The 19,578-nt window shown below is 41.2% G+C and carries 16 protein-coding genes; 8 read left to right on the forward strand and 8 right to left on the reverse strand.

The window, feature by feature from the left end; translation table 11 throughout:
- Window positions 1-87: 87 nt before the first annotated feature.
- From ACE1AT_RS05005 to hypB, 5 genes are all read left to right on the forward strand, one after another.
- On the forward strand, window positions 88-300 hold the full coding sequence (locus ACE1AT_RS05005; protein WP_374866198.1) for a 4-oxalocrotonate tautomerase family protein: 213 nt from the start codon (window positions 88-90) through the stop codon (window positions 298-300).
- A gap of 73 nt (window positions 301-373) precedes the next feature.
- Window positions 374-1,147: an SDR family NAD(P)-dependent oxidoreductase gene (locus ACE1AT_RS05010; protein ID WP_374866199.1), complete on the forward strand. Its 774-nt coding sequence runs from the start codon at window positions 374-376 to the stop codon at window positions 1,145-1,147.
- Between the two features lie 125 nt (window positions 1,148-1,272).
- Entirely contained in the window at window positions 1,273-2,358 is a 1,086-nt protein-coding gene (hypE, locus tag ACE1AT_RS05015) for a hydrogenase expression/formation protein HypE (protein WP_374866200.1), read from the forward strand.
- Between the two features lie 106 nt (window positions 2,359-2,464).
- Entirely contained in the window at window positions 2,465-2,806 is a 342-nt protein-coding gene (hypA, locus tag ACE1AT_RS05020) for a hydrogenase maturation nickel metallochaperone HypA (RefSeq protein ID WP_374866201.1), read from the forward strand.
- Window positions 2,797-3,657 (forward strand): hydrogenase nickel incorporation protein HypB, encoded by an 861-nt coding sequence (hypB, locus tag ACE1AT_RS05025; protein ID WP_374866202.1) that lies wholly within the window; start codon window positions 2,797-2,799, stop codon window positions 3,655-3,657. The genes hypA and hypB overlap by 10 nt, the downstream gene beginning before the upstream one ends.
- Window positions 3,658-3,677: 20 nt before the next feature.
- On the opposite strand, the gene ACE1AT_RS05030 is transcribed toward hypB, so the two are convergent.
- The 3 genes from ACE1AT_RS05030 to psaK form a co-directional block, all read right to left on the reverse strand.
- On the reverse strand, window positions 3,678-4,886 hold the full coding sequence (locus ACE1AT_RS05030) for a site-2 protease family protein (protein ID WP_374866203.1): 1,209 nt from the start codon (window positions 4,884-4,886) through the stop codon (window positions 3,678-3,680).
- A gap of 162 nt (window positions 4,887-5,048) precedes the next feature.
- Window positions 5,049-5,327 (reverse strand): photosystem I reaction center subunit PsaK, encoded by a 279-nt coding sequence (locus tag ACE1AT_RS05035; RefSeq protein ID WP_374866273.1) that lies wholly within the window; start codon window positions 5,325-5,327, stop codon window positions 5,049-5,051.
- 376 nt (window positions 5,328-5,703) lie between these two features.
- Window positions 5,704-5,955, reverse strand: a complete 252-nt coding sequence (psaK, locus tag ACE1AT_RS05040; RefSeq protein WP_374866204.1) for a photosystem I reaction center subunit PsaK — start codon at window positions 5,953-5,955, stop codon at window positions 5,704-5,706.
- A 105-nt stretch (window positions 5,956-6,060) separates the two neighbouring features.
- Here psaK and ACE1AT_RS05045 point away from each other — a divergent pair, with 105 nt between their 5' ends.
- Entirely contained in the window at window positions 6,061-6,690 is a 630-nt protein-coding gene (locus ACE1AT_RS05045) for a phosphoribosylanthranilate isomerase (RefSeq protein WP_374866205.1), read from the forward strand.
- Window positions 6,691-6,850: 160 nt separating this feature from the next.
- Here ACE1AT_RS05045 and folE read toward each other — a convergent pair whose 3' ends face one another.
- The 5 genes from folE to ACE1AT_RS05070 all read right to left on the reverse strand — a co-directional run bounded on the left by folE (window position 6,851) and on the right by ACE1AT_RS05070 (window position 12,142).
- A complete protein-coding gene (folE, locus tag ACE1AT_RS05050) occupies window positions 6,851-7,558 on the reverse strand; it encodes a GTP cyclohydrolase I FolE (RefSeq protein WP_374866206.1) in 708 nt (235 codons plus the stop codon).
- Window positions 7,559-7,654: 96 nt separating this feature from the next.
- Window positions 7,655-8,377: an SDR family oxidoreductase gene (locus ACE1AT_RS05055; RefSeq protein WP_374866274.1), complete on the reverse strand. Its 723-nt coding sequence runs from the start codon at window positions 8,375-8,377 to the stop codon at window positions 7,655-7,657.
- Window positions 8,378-8,738: 361 nt separating this feature from the next.
- The gene (locus ACE1AT_RS05060) at window positions 8,739-9,719 is read right to left on the reverse strand and encodes an acetyl-CoA carboxylase carboxyltransferase subunit alpha (RefSeq protein WP_374866207.1); all 981 of its coding nucleotides are present in this window, start codon (window positions 9,717-9,719) and stop codon (window positions 8,739-8,741) included.
- Between the two features lie 288 nt (window positions 9,720-10,007).
- Complete coding sequence (locus ACE1AT_RS05065; protein WP_374866208.1) at window positions 10,008-11,027, reverse strand: long-chain acyl-[acyl-carrier-protein] reductase; 1,020 nt, start codon at window positions 11,025-11,027, stop codon at window positions 10,008-10,010.
- Window positions 11,028-11,446: 419 nt separating this feature from the next.
- On the reverse strand, window positions 11,447-12,142 hold the full coding sequence (locus ACE1AT_RS05070) for an aldehyde oxygenase (deformylating) (protein WP_374866209.1): 696 nt from the start codon (window positions 12,140-12,142) through the stop codon (window positions 11,447-11,449).
- 409 nt (window positions 12,143-12,551) lie between these two features.
- Here ACE1AT_RS05070 and ACE1AT_RS05075 point away from each other — a divergent pair, with 409 nt between their 5' ends.
- On the forward strand, window positions 12,552-13,379 hold the full coding sequence (locus tag ACE1AT_RS05075; protein ID WP_374866210.1) for a carbohydrate ABC transporter permease: 828 nt from the start codon (window positions 12,552-12,554) through the stop codon (window positions 13,377-13,379).
- A 589-nt stretch (window positions 13,380-13,968) separates the two neighbouring features.
- The gene (locus ACE1AT_RS05080; RefSeq protein WP_374866211.1) at window positions 13,969-19,548 is read left to right on the forward strand and encodes a translocation/assembly module TamB domain-containing protein; all 5,580 of its coding nucleotides are present in this window, start codon (window positions 13,969-13,971) and stop codon (window positions 19,546-19,548) included.
- The last annotated feature ends 30 nt before the right edge of the window (window positions 19,549-19,578 follow it).

Raw genomic sequence — 19,578 nt, forward strand, 5'->3', positions numbered from 1 at the left:
TAAGTAAGTCGGTGGGAATAAATCGAACTATGTTAAGGAATGTAAAAAATTGGGAATTAAGTTCGTAGTAAGGACTTCAGTCCTTATTTGAGGACTAAAGTCCTCACTACAAACCTTGAATTATTTCCGCCGTTCTACTTAGACGCGCAAGCAATTACTGATGCTTTGGTTGCAACTATGGGTACTAAACCGGAATGGGTGACTGTACATATTGATGAGTTTGAAAGAGAAAATTGGGCTGTAGGTGGTGTTTTAGATATTGATAAAGATGCTGAAAAACATGTGGAGAAGGGTGTATAAAGTTAAATCAAAAGTAAAATTTTAAAAGTTAAAAGTAAGATAATTCACTTTTGGCTTTATTTGGTAATAATATATGCAAAAAAATCTATTTGATTTGTCTGAGAAAGTAGCAATTGTTACTGGCTCTGGGCGGGGTTTAGGAAAAGTGATGGCTGTGGGTTTGGCTGAATTGGGTGTGAAAGTGATTGTTGGCGATCGCAATTTTGAGGAAGCAAAACAAACCGCCCAAACTATCACAGCTTCTGGAGGAGTTGCAAGTGCAACTTTTGTTGATATTTCTGAGAGTGACAGTTGTAATGATTTAATTCAGTTTGCAGCTAATGAGTTTGGACAAGTTAATATTCTGGTGAATAATGCTGGAATTGACATTATCAAACCCGCAGAAGCAGTTTCTGAGTCTGAATGGGATGAAATTTTGAATGTGAATTTGAAGGGACATTTTCAATGTTCGCAATTTGCTGCTGTCCAGATGATGAAGCAAAAAACGGGTGGTTCAATTATTAATATTTCCTCAATTGCTTCTGTTGTCGGTATTCCTGGTTTAGTTGCTTATAGTGCTGCGAAGGGTGGAATTAACCAACTGACACGTGTAATGGCCGTGGAATGGGCCTCGAAAAATATCCGCGTGAATGCGATCGCACCTGGTTACTTTGAAAATATCATGCTCGGTGCAAATGCAGAACATGAAAAACTTGAAAAGCAAAAACAAATTATCACTTTTACACCAATGGCGCGTCGTGGAAAGCCAGAAGAATTAATTGGCCCATTAGTTTTTTTAGCTTCCGATGCATCTTCTTATATTACTGGTGCTGTTTTATTTGTAGATGGTGGATACACAGCAGCTTGAAGTAAAGAAGACAAGGGGGACTTATCAGTTATCAGTTATCAGTTATCAGTTATCAGTTATCAGTTATCAAATTAAACTGTTAACTGATTCATGACCAATGACCAATGACCAATAACAAATGACCAATGACAAATGATAAAAATTCTCTGTTTCAAAAAATTGAATCAGTTCGTCGTCGCAGCAAAATCCAGGATACTCACATCACTCTCGCACATGGTAGTGGTGGGAAAGCAATGCGCGATTTAATTGATGATGTTTTTGTCAGCAAGTTTGATAATCCAATTCTTTCACAATTAGAAGACCAAGCAACTTTTGATTTAGCGAGTCTTACCCAACAAGGAAATAAACTGGCTTTTACAACTGATTCTTATGTTGTCGATCCTTTATTTTTTCCTGGAAGTAACATCGGAGAATTAGCCGTTAATGGTACTATCAATGATTTAGCGGTAAGTGGTGCTAAACCTCTATATCTTAGCTGTAGCGTTATTTTAGAAGAAGGCTTATCAATAGAAACATTACGCCGTGTTGTTACTAGTATGAAAATTGCAGCCAATAAAGCTGGCGTACAAATTGTTACTGGTGACACCAAAGTTGTGCATCGTGGCGCAGCTGATAAATTATTTATTAATACAACAGGTATTGGCGTAATTCGTGCAGGTATTTCTATTTCTGCTCATAATATTCAACCTGGAGATGTAGTCATAGTTAATGGTGAAATTGGTAATCATGGTACAGCCATTCTCATCGCTCGTGGAGAATTAGCATTAGAAACGAATATAGAAAGTGACTGTCAGCCATTACATGATTTAGTCAAAACAATTCTTGATATTTGTCCTGAAATTCATGCAATGCGGGATGCTACACGTGGCGGTTTAGCTACTATATTAAATGAATTTTCCCTCAGTTCTAATGTCGCAATTCGCCTTGATGAACAATCAATTCCAATTCGAGAAGAAGTAAAAGGAGTTTGCGAAATTTTAGGTTTAGATCCATTGTATTTAGCAAATGAAGGAAAATTAGTTGTAGTAGTCAAAAATGAACATGCTGACACAGTTTTATCAGCCATGAAATCCCACCCAGCCGGAAAAGATGCTTGTATAATCGGGGAAGTAATTCCCTCACCAGCAGGAATTGTCTTATTAAAAACTCTTTTTGGTGCTGAACGAATTGTTGATATGCTTGTCGGCGATCAACTCCCACGAATTTGTTAATAATATTTATGTAGAAACGTTGCACTGCAACGTCTCTACAATTTTGTGGTTTGTTCAGCAAAAACATTTTTGACAAATCATAATTAAAAAAAATAGCAAAATAAAAATGCACGAACTAGGAATTACCCAAAATATCGTAGCAATTGTATCCGAACATGCTCACGCTTCAAAAGTGAAACGAGTACTATTAGAAATAGGCAAACTTTCAGCCATCATGCCAGATGCAATCCGATTTTGTTTTGACATTTGTTCCCAAGGAACAGTTTTAGAAGGAGCAAAATTAGAAATTTTAGAAATAGCAGGCTTAGGTAAATGTCGCCAATGTGGTGCTGAAATTCCTCTAGAACAGCCCTTTGGTGAATGTAAATGTGGTAGCAAACACATAGATTTAATTGCTGGTCAAGAACTGAAAATTAAAGAAATTGAAATAGAGGAAATATGTGTGTAACTTGTGGTTGTTCTGATGATAATGGCGCTAAAATCTCTAATTTAGAAACAGGTACAGTAACGTCAATGGATGTCAACGAGCATAACTATCATCATGCTCATCACACCCACACTTTACCGGATGGCACTATCATTACTCATTCTCACAGTCACGATCATACTCACCAAACAGCATCACATCTTCATGCCAAAATCCATGGCACAACAATATCATTAGAACAAGATATTTTAGCTAAAAATAACTTAATAGCTGCTCAAAATCGAGGATGGTTTAAAGGCAGAAATATCCTCGCATTAAATCTTATGAGTTCTCCGGGTGCTGGTAAAACTACCCTCTTAACTCGCACCATCAATGATTTAAAAACCCAGTTAAATATTAGTGTGATAGAAGGCGATCAAGAAACTATCAACGATGCAAAAAAAATTCAAGAAACAGGCTGTAAAGTTGTTCAAATTAACACAGGTACAGGCTGTCATCTTGATGCAACCATGATCGAAAAAGGACTACAACAACTTAATCCGCCACTAGACTCAGTTGTGATGATTGAGAACGTTGGTAATTTGGTTTGTCCGGCTTTATTTGATTTAGGAGAAAACCTCAAAGTCGTGATTCTATCTGTGACAGAAGGGGAAGATAAACCAATTAAATATCCTCACATGTTCCGTGCTAGTGAAGTGATGCTTCTCACTAAAATTGATTTGCTACCTTATGTCCAATTTGATGTGCAAAAATGTATAGAGTATGCCCAGCAGGTCAATCCCCAAATTCAGATTTTTCAAGTTTCAGCATTAACAGGAACTGGGCTAGAAAATTGGTATGAATGGCTAATTCAAAAAGCGGCTAATCTTTGAGAGGGAACAGGGAATAGTGATTACTGTGAGTTTGTAGTTGACTTTGCGATCGCCTGTAACTGCAAACCCTGTGGATAACTTCCTTCCTCTTTAATTCGCTTAATCTCAGCATCAGTGATCCGCAAACCCAGATTTTGCGCCAGTGTTCGGACAATATCCCCTCGGTCAATGATACCCGCAACAGCACCCGCAGGCGAAAGCACGGTAACGCGGGGTAAATGTTCGTTTTCCAGCTTGTTAATAATTTCCGCGATATTAGTTGATTCTTCAACACTAGGAATTTCCGTCAAGGGATGCACGATCGCATTCACAGTCTTGGTTTCCCATTCACTTCTTTCTACTGTTCGCAAGTCATCAATGGCAACCATACCCCGATAACGTCCATCGGATTCAGCAAAATAAACCTGTACAGGAGTTGTTTCTAATAAATATAAATCGGCGAATGAACGTAAAGTCTGGTTAGCATCGACTATGCGAAAATTGCGAGTCATGGTGTCACTAGCTTTTAACTTTAACAAGGTTTCTTGTAAAATCGTGACGCGATCATAAGTCGTGGCGTTGCGGATACCAAACCAACCCAATAAAGCAATCCACAAACCCGTAACTAGTTCACCTGTAAAATAGTCTACTGCCAAGCCCAGAGCGATCGCAGCATAACCTAAAATTTGTCCTGTTTTTGCTGCCCAGTGTACGGCTTGAAAGCGATCACCTGTAGCTTTCCATACTGCTGCTTTTAACACCTGTCCTCCATCTAAAGGTAAGCCAGGAATCAAATTAAATAAGGCTAAGACTAAATTAATTCTCGCTAAATCTCCAATCATGATTCGCAGCGAGCTAGTATCAGGTAATACATCAGCCCCCAGCCGTAACAGCAAAAATAGGGCAATACTAACTGCTGGGCCAGCGATCGCCACTTGAAAGGCTTTACCAGGAGTTTTCGATTCTTCTTCAATCGCAGCAATCCCACCAAACAAAAACAAAGTAATAGAATTAACTTTAATACCTTGCGATCGCGCCACCAAGCTGTGACCCAACTCGTGTAACAACACTGAAGCAAACAGCAGTAGTGCCATGGCTACTCCTGCACTCCAAGCCCAGACAGTCCCTAATTCCTGGTAAGCTACACCAAAGTTAAGGGTTGCCAACCCTAAGATCACAAACCACAAGGGATCTAAAAATAGAGGAATGCCAAATAAAGACCCTATTCGCCAATTTGTATTTGTTTGCATTTTTATTTCCTAAAATATTAAATTTTGTCAAGCCAAACTATATATATTTCTAGAATAGACAATTACAGCCAAGCACAATAAACTCACAAAACAAAAACAGCAGACACAGCCCATCCCAAGGTTTAAACATCTGCTGCTTTTGTATTACACCAAAATTTCTGATCAAATAACACCCAAGTTGGTCAATCCCAAAACAGCACCAACACCAAGAATGTGACCCGCAGCCATCGCAGCTAAGAATGTAGCAACACTAGGATTATTGAAAACTGAAGGGAAAGGTAATGGCATTTTCGGACCCACGTGAGGATACCAAACGACGCGGGGAATAATCAAAAGACACAACAGACAAGCGCCGGTAATATACAAAAATTCCGTAAAACCCCATGTGGTGTAAGTATTGGGGACAGTGCTTTGAACGGCTAATAAAATTGATGAAATCACAATTGTTTTTCCTGTTTGAATAAATGATTTAGCTGTAGAAACACGAAATTTCTGATGAAACCTCGCATCTCCACAGCCATTCCATGCTCTATCCAATCAAGTGGTCTATCCTCATTCCTGAGAGAGGTTAGATCCTCTTTCCTGGGTTAGTAGTCCACCACACAGGGGTTTGTAGTAAGGACTTTAGTCCTCTATGAGCGCGGTAGCGTACCCTACCCTACAGGAACGCCTTACGGCGTATGGGTAGACACGGAGTGGCTTCCAAAGGTAGCCGAAGAAGGCGCGTCTACACTACGAACCCAGCATCATTCCTGTGGTCGAGTATTAGGATGACCGAAACAATTGTAAATTTGGAATTGGAAATTCCGAATTTAGTCTAGATCCTACCGATATTTGTCAATCCCAAAACAATAGCAACGCCGATCACATGACCAAAAGCCATAGCAGCGATGAAGGCAGGAACACTCAAAGGTAGTCCAGGCATTTTTGGGCCAACTTTGGGCTTTTCAATTCTGAAACTTAGCAAAACAACCACTAAACAGGTGATGCTAATAATCAGTGCCACTTTAGGACTCCATTCGGGTGTTGGAGGAACTACGGCTGCGGCTGCTAGTAAGATTGATGACATCAAGCTTTTGTCTCCTATAGGAAAAAATTGATGTAGACCACACAAATTATAAGATTGCTAGGGAAAAACTAATTTTTTCTATTGGAAAAAATCTCGGAAATTTTTATGCGGATTAAAATTTGCGGTATCATTCAACCACAACAAGGAAAAGCGATCGCTGATTTGGGTGCGACAGCATTGGGATTTATTTGTGTTAACACTTCACCCCGTTATGTTAATAGCGATCAAATTCGGGCCGTAGTAGAAAACCTGCCAAAGCAAATCGACACCATAGGTGTATTTGCTAACACGTCCGTTGAGCAAATCAGGCAGACTGTTGTTGATGGTGGTTTAACAGGAGTGCAGTTGCATGGAGATGAATCACCAGAATTTTGTCAACAATTGCGTGAGTCTCTACTCCAGGTAGAAATTATTAAAGCCTTGAGGATACGCACAGCCACAGATTTAGACAAAGCAGCTATCTACAATCTCTGCGTAAATACACTGTTACTTGATGCCTATCATCCTCAGCAGTTAGGTGGTACTGGTAAAACTTTAGATTGGCAGATATTACAACAATTTCAGCCCAGTTGCCCTTGGTTTTTAGCAGGAGGACTGACACCCAACAATATTTTAGAAGCTCTAAGTCAAATAAATCCCAATGGCATTGATTTATCCAGTGGAGTAGAACGCGCACCTGGAGACAAAGATTTGGAGAAAGTCGCTGAATTATTTGAGAAATTGGATCGGGGATAGGGGAATGGGGATAGGGGATAGGAGACACGGGGACACACCAGACGCGGGGACGCGAGGACACGGGGACACGGGGACACGGGGAACGGGGATTGGTTATTCTCCTTTGTCTCCCTGCACCCTGCACCCTGCACCCTGCTCCCTTGTCCCCGATCCCCGATCCCTAAAATATCGCCGCTTGGTGACGAATCAAATTGAAGAATTCTTCACGGGTTTTGTGTTCTTCCTGGAATACACCAACCATTGCACTAGTGACAGTCCATGAACCTGGCTTTTGCACACCCCGCATCACCATGCACATATGAGTGGCTTCAATGACAACAGCAACACCTTGCGGTTCTAAGATCGTCTGAACCGCTTCAGCTATTTGGCGAGTTAATCTTTCTTGTACTTGCAAGCGACGAGAATACATCTCGACAATCCGAGCAAGCTTACTCAATCCTACGACTTTTTGATTCGGGATATAAGCAACATGAGCTTTGCCCATAAATGGCAACATATGGTGTTCGCACAAGCTAAAAACATTAATATCTCGGACTAGCACCATCTCGCTATGTCCCTCGTCAAAAATCGCTCCATTGACGATTTCTTCCAAGGACTGGTTGTAGCCACTGGTTAAAAACCGCATGGCTTCTGCCACTCGCTTTGGTGTTTTCAGTAATCCTTCGCGTTCTGGATCTTCTCCTACACCCAACAGTAGTGTCCGTACAGCTTCCACCATCTCATCCATTTGTTCTTCTTGCGGTGGGTGCAAGTCTGGTTCTCGCCCATCATGAGTGTTGCGGTCGGGTCTAGTGGTAATGGCTTCTGTTAAGTCGGGAACCAAAGGAGATTGAAAACGATTGGAACCGTTGGAGCTAGCAATAGTCATGGTATGAGTCTTGAATAAGTTTGAAATATGAATGACTGTGTGATAAAAACAGTGAACAGCGAATAGTCATCAGTGTTTACCGATAACTGATAAGTGTTAAAGGACGCCAGCACTAGGCATCAGGGTCAACTCCTCAATCACTGCTTGCTGTGGCAACAATGCAGTGTGTACAATCGACTGGGCTACAATTTCTGGAGATAGCATTTTTGAGCGATCAAAGTCAGCGCCGACAGTATCCCAGAGTTCGGTATTGACTGCACCAGGACATACAGCAGTAACACGGATACCGTGGGGGCGCTCTTCTTGTGCCAAAGTTTGAGAAAGAGCTAGAAGACCTGCTTTACTAACGCAGTATGCTCCCCAATTGGGAAACGCTTGTTTGCCGGCAATTGATACAACGTTGATGATGGTGCCTGTTTGGCGATCGCGCATTCCCGGCAAGATTCCCATAATACACTGAAACACACTGGTGAGATTTAAATCTAACACCCTTTGCCAGTCAGATAGGGAAGTTTGGGTCAGACTAGCAACATAACCCATGCCAGCATTATTTACCAAAATATCTATATCACCAAAGTCATGAGCGATCGCCTGAATTTGTGCTTGCACTTGGTCTACACAAGCCAAATCCACGGAATAAGCTTTTGCATTCACTCCTCCCGTGTGCTGCACTGCTTCTGCTACTACTGCTAACTTATCAATAGAACGGCTCACCAAGGCAACATCAACTCCTGCTTTTGCAAAGGCCAAAGCAGTCGCTTTACCAATACCACTACTTGCCCCGGTAATCAGGGCGCGTTGTTTCTGCTCAAAACTCATGCTATAAATTCCAAATTCTTTGGCAGATAAAATCACATTGCCAATTACTTTATTCAAATCTTTAAATTTACTCCTAAGATTAAGCAAATCTAAAAAATTGATTAATTATGCCTGACAAATGCCAGTACGGGCATATACTTAATCTGTTTTACCAGACAAAATCGGGATTTTTGTTTGGTAATCAAGGTTGCACCCTTAAGTTTGGTTATTGGCAACAGCACAAGCAACACAAATCACTCTTTGAAACTGAGTTGATTTGCCAATAACGTAAATGCCTATGGTTAAAAAGATTGTTAAAAATCTTTAAGAACCATAGGCAATTATAGCATTGCTGTTATGCTAATCAAGAATTTCAGTATCCTTAGTGGGAAAGTTCAGTAAAAACACCAATTTTGCGGAATTTATCATAACGTAGTTGCCGACGTTCAGCAGCACTGAGACGCCCCAATTCATCTAGATTATCTAATAAAGCACTTTTGAGAATTTGAGCAGTCTTGAGGGGGTCAGAATGAGCGCCGCCAATGGGTTCTGACAAAATTTGGTCAATAATGCCCAAGTTTTTTAGATCGTGAGAAGTCATTTTGAGAACTGCTGCTGCTTGGGGAGCTTTGCTGGCGTCTTTCCAAAGAATAGCAGCACAAGCTTCTGGGGTGATCACGGTATAAACCGAGTGTTCAAACATGAGTACGCGATCGCCAACACCAATACCGAGCGCTCCACCAGAGCCACCTTCACCAATCACTGTACAGATAATTGGTACATCCAGACTAAACATCTCGCGCAAATTATAAGCGATCGCTTCTCCGGCTCCCTGTCGTTCAGCTACCACAGTGGGTAAAGCTCCTGGTGTATCAATAAAAGTTAGAATAGGCATCCCAAACTTATTGGCGTGTTCCATTAATCGCATCGCCTTGCGATAGCCTCCAGGGGTTGCCATACCAAAATTACGGGCAATATTATCCTTGGTATCACGTCCTTTTTGATGACCCAACATCACCACAGGTTGCCCTCCCAAACGAGCAACACCACCAATTAAAGCTGGATCATCAGAACCACAGCGATCGCCATGCAACTCCATCCACTCATCAGTAATAGCCTGAATATAATCAAGAGTACTAGGGCGACGAGGATGACGAGCAACTTGCAGGCGCTGCGATGGCGATAGACTAGTAAAAATCTCCTCACGTAATTGCATAGCACGTGTTTCCAGTTGACGAATTTGACTAGAAACATCGACGCCATTTTCTTCCGCAAGTTGACGGATCTGATCAATCCGATTTGCTAATTCTGCTAAAGGCTTTTCAAAATCCAACAGTAATGGTTTGCGTTCAGTAGTTGCCATATTTTAGGAATAGAGAATAGAGATTGGGGATTGGGGATTGGGGATTGGGAATTGGGAATTGGGCATTGGGGATTGGGAATTGGGCATTGGGCATTGGGAATTGGGAATTGGGCATTGGTAAGAGACTTGTTAAATTATTCTCCCTTGTCCTCCTTGTCCTCCTTGTCCTCCTTTCCAATCCCCGATCCCTGATCCCTGATCCCCGTTGCCCCTTCGCCCCTAATCCCCACTCCCTTGGGGGAGTGGGGGCCCCGAGTTCCCCAGAGGGGGCCCCACCTTCCCCCATCCCTACACCAAAAGCGGTCTAAATCCGTGTTTTACCGATACTTGACCAATCTGCTCCATCTTTTCTACGGTAATCTGATTACGTCCCCAAGAGAAGTTCGTATGCAACTTCTCAAATTCCAACAGCATTGATTCTGCAAAACAAGCAAACAACTGCCGTTCTGGAACATCCATGTTGACAATTTTCATGATTTTCCAGTCAATATCAAGAGAATGTTCCACAATGCCACCATTGAGAACATACACATCAGGATGCTGGATCTTAGTAGCTAAATTTTTTGGATAGCCGCCATCAATCAACAAACAGGGCTTTTTCAACTCTGTCGGATCGATATCCATACCTTTGGGCATACTAGCAACCCAAACTATAATGTCAGCAAAGGGTAATGCTTCTTCCAAAGCTAGGATTTTTCCCCGTCCTAATTCTGCTTGCAAATTTGTGAGGCGTTCTTGGTTACGGGCAATTAGCAGTAAGTCCTTGACATCTGTTTTTGTGTCTAACCAGCGACAAACGGCACTACCAATATCTCCAGTGGCTCCACACACAGCAACAGTAGCATTCGACAGTTCAATCCCTAATTGTTTTGATGCCTGTTCTACTTGTCTACAAATAATGTAAGCAGTGTGTGTATTTCCTGTGGTGAAGCGTTCAAACTCTAGTTCGATGTTGCGGACTTGTTTGAACTGCTCTAAATTAAAATTTTCAAAAATTATCGAGGAGAATCCGCCCAAAGCCGTAATATCTATATCATGCTTTTGAGCAAGAGCCATAGCATTAAGGACTTTACGTGTAGCTGCTTTGATCCGACGGGTTGCCAGCATTTCCGGCAAAAAGCACGATTCTAGGTACTTTCCCTCTATTTTCTGACCAGTGACGCTGGTTACAGTGATGTGATCAACAATCTGAGGCGGGGCGCTGCACCAAAAATCTAGACCTTGATCTGCGTACTCTGGATAGCCTAAGTCTCTGGCTACCGCTTGTGCGTGTTCCAAACTAGTAAGATGTCCGATTAGACCAAACATGAACTGTTCTATTAGGCGTATGCTTTTTTAAAAGCGTGGTGGCAGTGGATTTTGGATTTTGGATTTTGGATTTTAGATTTGGAATTTATGACCTAAATTGGAAACAGCAATGGTCTCATACCAAAAAAACAATCTTCAATCTGTCATCTAAAATCAGAGCGGTTAGTGGAAAAGAAATTACTAACCCTTAAAAATTCTGGATAGTGATTCATACCATGAGCAGATAAAAGTTAAAAGGCCAATCAAAATCAATATTTTAGATTTTAGATTTGCGATTTTAGATTGAATTCAATCCAAAATCCACATGTCCAAAATCACGCTACGTGCTACAACTCTGGAAGAGCAACGCAGTGGCTCCAAAATCTCAAATTGGCACGGTCAAAGTCTTAACCTTTTTCCTTTTAACTTTTACCTTGGGATTACGCGGCTCTGAGTCCGTAAGCAGAAAGACGCATGATATCACGGGTATTGAAGCCAATATTACTTAAGGCTTCACCGTACTGAATCATAAAATCTTCTACCAACGCTTCTTTTTCCATTCCCAATACTTCAGCATCATCAGCGACTTGGTTAAGCATTTGCCAAACAATAGGAAGATTTTGGCGATTTGCTTCTTCTAATTCAGCTTTTGATTCTTCAAAGTGTTCTTTTAACCAAACTTCTCCGAAATTTAGGTGACTGTATTCATCCTTAACAACACCTTCAGTAATTTTACGGGCAAAATCATCAGCAACAGGTATATAGATGTTGTATGCTGCGATCGCAAAACATTCGATAATTAAAGATTGAATTAGCAAGCAAGTAACGATTTTGCCTTCTTGTGCTGCTATTTGAAAATTTTGATGCAATTGGGCAAAAAATTGTTTAGCAAACGACCTATCTGGCGTTACTTGGAGATTGCGTCCACAGGCTTCAAATCCCTTTTTGTGGCGACTTTCCATTTTGGAAAGACGAATTAGATCATCTTTGTGTTCACTCAGCAGTTCAGCAAGTTTCAAATAATTTTCATACGCTTCTTGTTCCCCTTCAATCACGATTGCATTCACCCGACTATAGGCGTCTTTATAGGTTTCGCTCTTGAAATCGATTTCAGCTTGATCTGCTAGCTGCTGCATTGTACGTTCACTCCTGAACATATGATACATTGGATACCAAAATTGTATTTAACCCTATGAAAGTAGGGCAATGGTGATCTCAGGGTGTAAAACACCCAGAGGGTGAATTCCCGGAGGGTATGTGTCAACTAATGAAGGATGAAATCAGTGTAGACCCCCTTTGGGTGGTTTACCGCAGGCTAAGTCACCAGTTAGCAATTGATAACTGATAACTGGTGACTGATAACTGAATCTGCCTTCATCTTTCATCGTTTACCTACACATCCTTATTTTTACTCACTGTGGTTTAATTTAACTTAACAAGTCACTATAGTTTAGATTAGCTGTTGCCGGGAGCGTTAGCGTAGCTCCTGTGGAATGAGCCTCGCTCTAGTAACAAAAAACAAATGGTTGAATCTGAATTCAATTCATGTCCAAGCCACTATGGAATCTTAAATCTTCCTCTTTATGGAGTTTGGGAATACTTTTGTTAGGGGTCTTGATTGTCTTATTACCACTTTTTGTAGTTTTCTTAACATCTTTTACACCGTCTGGCACTACTCCGACTCTGTTCCCTCAAAACGGTTGGTCTTTAGCTAACTACCGTGAAGCTTGGCAACAAGGTAAATTATTGCTGGCATTTGCTAATTCTAGTTTAGTAGCATTGGCTGTCACAGGTTTTCAGATTGTGACTTCTGCATTGGCAGGTTATGCCCTAGCAAGGCTGAAATTTCGCGGTAGACAAGCATTGCTACTGTTTGTGTTAGCAACACTAGTGATTCCCTTTCAATTACTCGTGATTCCGATATTTTTGGTATTGAAATGGGGACATCTAATTAACACTTACTGGGCTTTGATTTTACCAACAGCAGCTAATGGTTTTGGTATCTTCTTGTTACGGCAATACTTCTTAACAATTCCTGTAGAGTTGGAAGAAGCAGCAGCAATAGACGGGGCCAACCGCTTACAAATCTTGTGGCAAATCATCTTACCTCTAGCACGTCCAGCCTTGGTAACGTTGTTTTTGTTCACCTTTATCGGTGAATGGAATGATCTATTTAAGCCGTTAGTATTTACTACAAAACCAGAATTGAGAACTGTACAGCTAGCTTTGGCTGAGTTTCAAGAGCAATTTACCAATAACTGGCCTTTGCTAATGGCGGCAGTAACTATAGCCACTGTACCGATTTTATTGTTATTTCTCCTTGGTCAGCGTCAACTGATTCAAGGTATTGCCACAACAGGAATTAAAAAGTGAATTGATATAATTTTGTATACTTATATAAATTTATACAAAATAAGCGTCTCAAATTGTGCTAGCTATATCAGTATTACTAGGTATACCGATTTTAAATTTTAGAAATTAAATTAGATGGTATAGATTAATGCCTTTTTTCTTGACTTAACAGCGATAATCCATATAATCCACATAGTTTGTTAATCATTAACAAATTGTTGCTAGGATTCAGGTTTGCTTGTCAGCAAATCTCAACAATTCCAGCTTGGAATGTGAAACTATCGCGAATAACTCGAATACTAAAGAATATTAAATATTTAGCTAGCCATAACGAACTGCGTGTTACAAAACGCATGATAATTCTTCTTTTTGCTTTTCTCAAATCATCGCCATTCTCAAACTCCAAAGCCAAAATTGGTTATGCATCTCAGTAATAGCATTGTCAGCCAACAGAGCGATCGCGAAAAGTTTAAGAGGTAAGTGTGAAACAAAGGGTCAAGGAACTTAGCCTTTCACCTTTAAACTTTTACCGACTTACACCCATCAATGTTTAAGATGATGAACGACTAGTGTGCCTCTCCAACTCGGCTAACTAATAAACGAAAACCTCATGAGTAAATCTCCCCAGCAAAATTGTAAATCTCCAATCCTTAGCCTTAGCAACAAGCATTTATGGTTGCTGGTGTTGGGTCGTAGTGGCATCGCTATAGGTGGCATTTTACTAATAGGACTTGTAGGTGGTACTTGGCGGTTATGGAATTTTATCCAGAAAGATTTAACACCGTTAGCAGAAAAAAATCTTACTACTACACTCAACCGTCCAGTCAACCTTGGAGAAGTTAAAGGATTTTCGCTGACGGGAGTAAAGTTTGGAGCTTCAACTATTCCTGCGACACCCACAGATGCAGATCATGTGGTAGTCGAAGCTGTAGAAGTTGGTTTTGAACCATTACAGTTAGTTTTTAAGCATCACCTGAAATTGGATGTCACCCTAGTTAACCCAGACGTTTACGTAGAACAGGATCAACAAGGGCGTTGGCTGACAACCACTATCAAAAAACGAGGTCAGGGCGAACTAATTCAAACAGATTTAGATAAAATACGGTTCCGCAATGCCCAATTGGTATTAGTACCACGCAAGAGAGATATACAAGATACGGGGGAGAAGGGAGACAAGGGAGACAAGGGGAATATAAATCAAATATTCCCAGCGTCTGGTAATCCCAGTTCTCCTTTGTCTCCTCCCCTCTCCTCCCCAGTCTCATTTTCACAAATAAGCGGAACTGCCCAACTGTTAGAAAACAACCAAGTAATTAGGTTGGACTTGACAGGAAAACCAAACAGTGGTGGTAATGTTGGCTTGAAAGGAGATATTCGTCCAAAAACATGGGCTACAAATTTACAAATACGTGGACAAGAGTTGCTAGCCTCTGATGTGACGCGCTTGGTTAAGTTACCACTCGTGCTAGAAGCTGGTCGAGTCAATGGCGATTTGCAGATGCAGTTTCAAATTGGGCAAATTCAGCCGCCGATGTTATTTGGTAGCGTTGATTTGCAAACGGTTCAGTTTCAAGTTCCGAAAGTTCCACAACCGTTTCTCAATTCTCAAGGAAGGCTGCGGTTTCAAGGCACAGAAATTAAACTTGACAATGTGATCGGCAGCTACGGCAAAATCCCATTAATCGCTAACGGTATTATTGACACTAAAGCTGGTTACAAATTGGCAGGGCGTGTCAATGGTGTCAATGTCGCTAATGTGCAAGAAACTCTTAAACTCAAACTACCTGTACCTGTAGCAGGGGAAGTGCAAGCAGATTTGCAGTTTACAGGAAAAACGACCGAACCGATTATTACAGGTATTGTTAATACTAACAAGACAGCCCAGATTGATAAAGTTGATTTTGAAAGTGCGAGTGGTAAGTTTGAGTTTGCACCAAAAGAGGAAGTGATTGTCTTTAAAGACATTCAAGGTAAAGCTAAAGTTGGTGGTGAACTAATCGGTACTGGAAAGGTTGAGTTGGGGACAGTTCCCCGTTTAGATTTTAATTTATCTGCGAAGAATGTTCCTGGTGATGCGATCGCTGTTCTTTACAACTCTCAATCCACTTTAAAAGTCGGTACTGTTTCTGGTACAGCCCAGATGACTGGTAATACCGACAATGTGCAAACAACAGTCCAATTCCAAGCCCCTCAAGCCCAATATCCAGCCACAGGTGAAGTTGTGGTCAATAGCGATCGCACCCTCAATTTTCGTAATGTTGCTTTGAGTGTCGCTGGTGGTAAAGTTCAAGCTGTCGGCAGTTGGAATAATCAGAATTGGCAAGCAGTGGCTGATGCTAATGATGTACAAGTAGAACCTTTTGTCAACCCCAAACAACTAGAAAATATAAATCTTGATGATGCCCGCTTCAACGGTCGTCTGTTTCTCTCTGGCAGTTCTGCACCCTTGAAACTGGCTAAAATTCGCACCGAGAATGCCAAAGTTAAAGTCGCAAATGGTACGGTAGCAGTTTCTAACATCCAGCTGGGGGAAAATATTTTTTCTGCCAAACTGGTAGCCAATGGTGTAAGGTTGGCGCGTTTGCTGAAAAAACCAGCCCCCGCCTTAAAACCAGCATTACAAGCTGCGATGGCGGGTACATTCCAAATATCGGGTAATACAAATAATTTTGACCTCAAAACCCTACGTGGAAATGGTTCAGCCAGTTTAGCTGTTAGCAGTGGGAAAGTAACTGCTACAAATATTCAAGTAGCTAACGGTGTTTATCAGGCACAATTGCAAGCCAAGAACGCTCCGCTACAAGATTTAACACCGTTAATTACGCAATTACACGGTCCAGTTACTGGTGAACTCAACGTAATTGGTTCTGTTGAATCCTTTGAACCACAGACAATCCAAGCTCAAGGTCAAGCAAAACTCAATGTTGCTAATGGCACTTTCACAGCCACAAATATCCAAGTCGCTAACGGTCGTTATCAGGCTGTAGTGAACGCGGCGGGTGTGGCATTAAATCGGTTTCAGCAGGAGTTAGAGGGTGAATTTGGCGGTAAAGCCCAAGTGACTGGGAATTTAGCAAGTTCTAACTTCGCAGATGTCCGGGCAACAGGTAAGGTAAGCTTTTCTCAAGGTCTAGCGGGGATTGATCGACCACTGACGGCGGTTGTCGGTTGGAATGGAGAAAAGTTGCTCGTTGAACGAGCAACAGCCCCTGGGTTAAATGCCAGTGGTTACATATTAGCCAATACCAATCCAGGTGACATACCGGAAATTACGGAGTTAAATCTTGATGTCCAAGCCCAAAATTACAATCTGCAAAATTTGCCGTTAAAGTTGCCTGAATCTGTAGATTTGGCTGGAAAAGCTGATTTTAATGGGCAAATCACTGGTAATTTACCTGTACCAAATTTGATAGGAAAACTAGCGCTGCGAGACTTGAAGGTTAACAAATTGGCTTTTGAGTCAGCGTTAAATGGTAACATTCAATCAGTGGTAGGACGTGGTGTAAATTTGGATGTTACTGGCAAGCGTGACAAAATTGCTCTCAATCTTGATGCCAATAATCGTCCTCATTCCTTCACTGTACAATGGCAACAAGCTTTGGCAACTGGTCAAGCACAGGGTGAAAATTTAGTCACAAAAGTCGTAAATTTTCCCTTAAATATATTGAATTTGCCAGTACCTGCGAATACTTATTTGGGTAAAGGGGAAGTAACAGGTTCACTGAGTGGAGATTTTCAGATTAATCAAAACACATTAGCAGTAGTCGGAAATGCGGCGATCGCACAACCACAAGTTGGTAGGATTAAAGGCGATCGCTTACAAGCTCAATTCCGCTATGAAGCTGGTAAGGTAAGCTTGACTGATAGCGCCTTAATCAAAGGTAACAGTCGCTATGCTTTTACTGGTGAATTTACACCTACAACGACAACTCCGCAAATCAAAGGCAAACTCAATATTAGCCAAGGTGAAATCCAAGATATATTAACAACACTCCAGTTTTTTGAACTACAAGATTTTCAGCGGGGGACATCTACGCCAACCTACGGTAGTGCTAGTGACCTCAACACCGTGTCAGTAGGTTTTGCAGATCAACCTGTATTAGATCAAATCCGACGCTTTTCCGAAATTAAAGCACTCATCGCCCAACAGCAACAACAACGGCGTGATGCTTCCTTAGTACCAGATTTAGCAGATTTACAAGGGACTTTTAACGGTGAGATTAATCTTGATACTGCGACAGCAAACGGACTAGCAGCAGACTTTAAATTAGACGGCCAAAACTTTGTCTGGGGACAAAAAAGCGAACCCAATCGGAGATATACAGTAGAGCAAATCATTGCTCGCGGTAAATTTGAAAATGGTGTTCTCAGGTTATTACCTTTGCGGCTGGAATCTGAAGATAAACTGCTTGCCTTTACAGGTAACATTGGCGGTACAGAACAATCTGGCCAGTTACGGGTGAAAAATTTCCCTGTAGAAATTTTAAGTAATTATGTCAATTTACCAGTGGGTGCAACAGGTAATATCAACGCTACAGCAACATTAGCAGGCAGTGTCAAAAATCCTCAAGCCAAAGGAGAATTGCAAGTTACACAAGGAACTCTGAATCGAAAAGGTATAGAATCGGCTGCTGCTAGTTTTAGTTATAACGATGGACGCTTAAATTTTGGCAGTAGCCTCATGGTTGCTGGTTCTGAACCTGTTACCATTACCGGGAGTGTTCCTGCTAAACTACCTTTTGCTAGTGCAGCACCAGATAGTAATCAAATCAATCTGGATGTGCAGGTGAAAAACCAAGGTCTAGCAATTTTAAACTTGTTTACCGATCAGGTCGCTTTTGAAAACGGAGAAGGACAAGTCAATCTGACTGTACGCGGTACAAGAGAACAGCCAATCGTTAATGGTATTGCTGCTGTCAAAAATGCCACATTTTCCGCGCAGGCTTTACCAGAAAAATTGACTAATGTCACAGGAAAGGCTCAGTTTGATTTTGACCGGATTAGAGTTGAAAACCTCTACGGCAATTTTAGTCAGGGTAATGTGGTGGCTAAAGGGGAAATTCCCATTTTCATTAACTCACAAAAACAAATTGATAATCCCTTTACTGTGTCTTTGAATAAGTTAGCAGTGAATTTGAAGGGACGCTATCAAGGAGGAGTTAGTGGTAAATTGCAGATTACTGGTTCTGCTTTAAGTCCAGTGATTGGCGGTAATCTCAAACTAGCTGATGGTCAGGTTCTCATTACAGAATCAGCTAACAACGCCATAAATGCGGGCAATAATGGTCAAGAAATTACTTATGCCAAAACAAATAAGCCAGAAAAATCTGAAAATAACAATACAGCCACGCGATTTAATGACTTAGAGTTGGTATTAGGCAAAAATGTAGAAATTGCCTTACCACCAATTCTCAGTTTCGGCGCTACCGGTTCTTTGAAAGTCAATGGTTCATTTAATGAACCAGAACCAGAAGGAACTATTCAGCTACGGGGCGGAGATGTAAATTTATTTACTACTCAATTTAACCTCACCCGTGGTTATCAAAATAAAGCGACTTTTAGAGGAAATCAAAACCCTGATTTAGATATTCGCCTTTTTGCTAACGTCTTAGATGTCAATCCTTCCCAAGTAACTACTTCACCCTTTTCCTCTGAAATCAGTGATGAAATCATTACATCCTTTGAACCTGTAAATACAGTCCGTGTCGAAGCCAGAATCGATGGCCCAGCTAACCAACTCAACCAAAATCTCGAACTCACCAGCAATCCTCCCCGCAATCAAACAGAATTAGTTGCTTTACTTGGGGGTGGTTTTGTACAAACATTGGGACGTGGCGATAGCACTTTAGGACTTGTGAATTTAGCAGGTTCGGCTTTGAATATTCAACGAACTTTTAACCAAATCGGAAACGCTTTTGGTTTAAGTGAACTACGTGTGTTTCCCACTGTCGCTGCCGATGATCCTGATAATCCACAAGCAACAAAGAGAAATTTTTCGATGGATCTGGCTGCGGAAGCAGGGATTGACGTTTCGCGTAATATTTCTTTTTCTGCTCTCAAAGTTCTGACGAGTGACGAACCACCACAATTTGGTTTGAATTACCGTTTTAATTCGGAATTACGTCTACGTACTTCCACTGATTTATCTGGTGATACTCAAGCAGTATTTGAGTATGAAAATAGGTTTTAAATTGATAAAGTCTTTAGCTGGTCTAGCATA

This window comes from Pelatocladus sp. BLCC-F211, assembly GCF_041928655.1.
Classification (GTDB): Bacteria; Cyanobacteriota; Cyanobacteriia; order Cyanobacteriales; family Nostocaceae; genus Pelatocladus.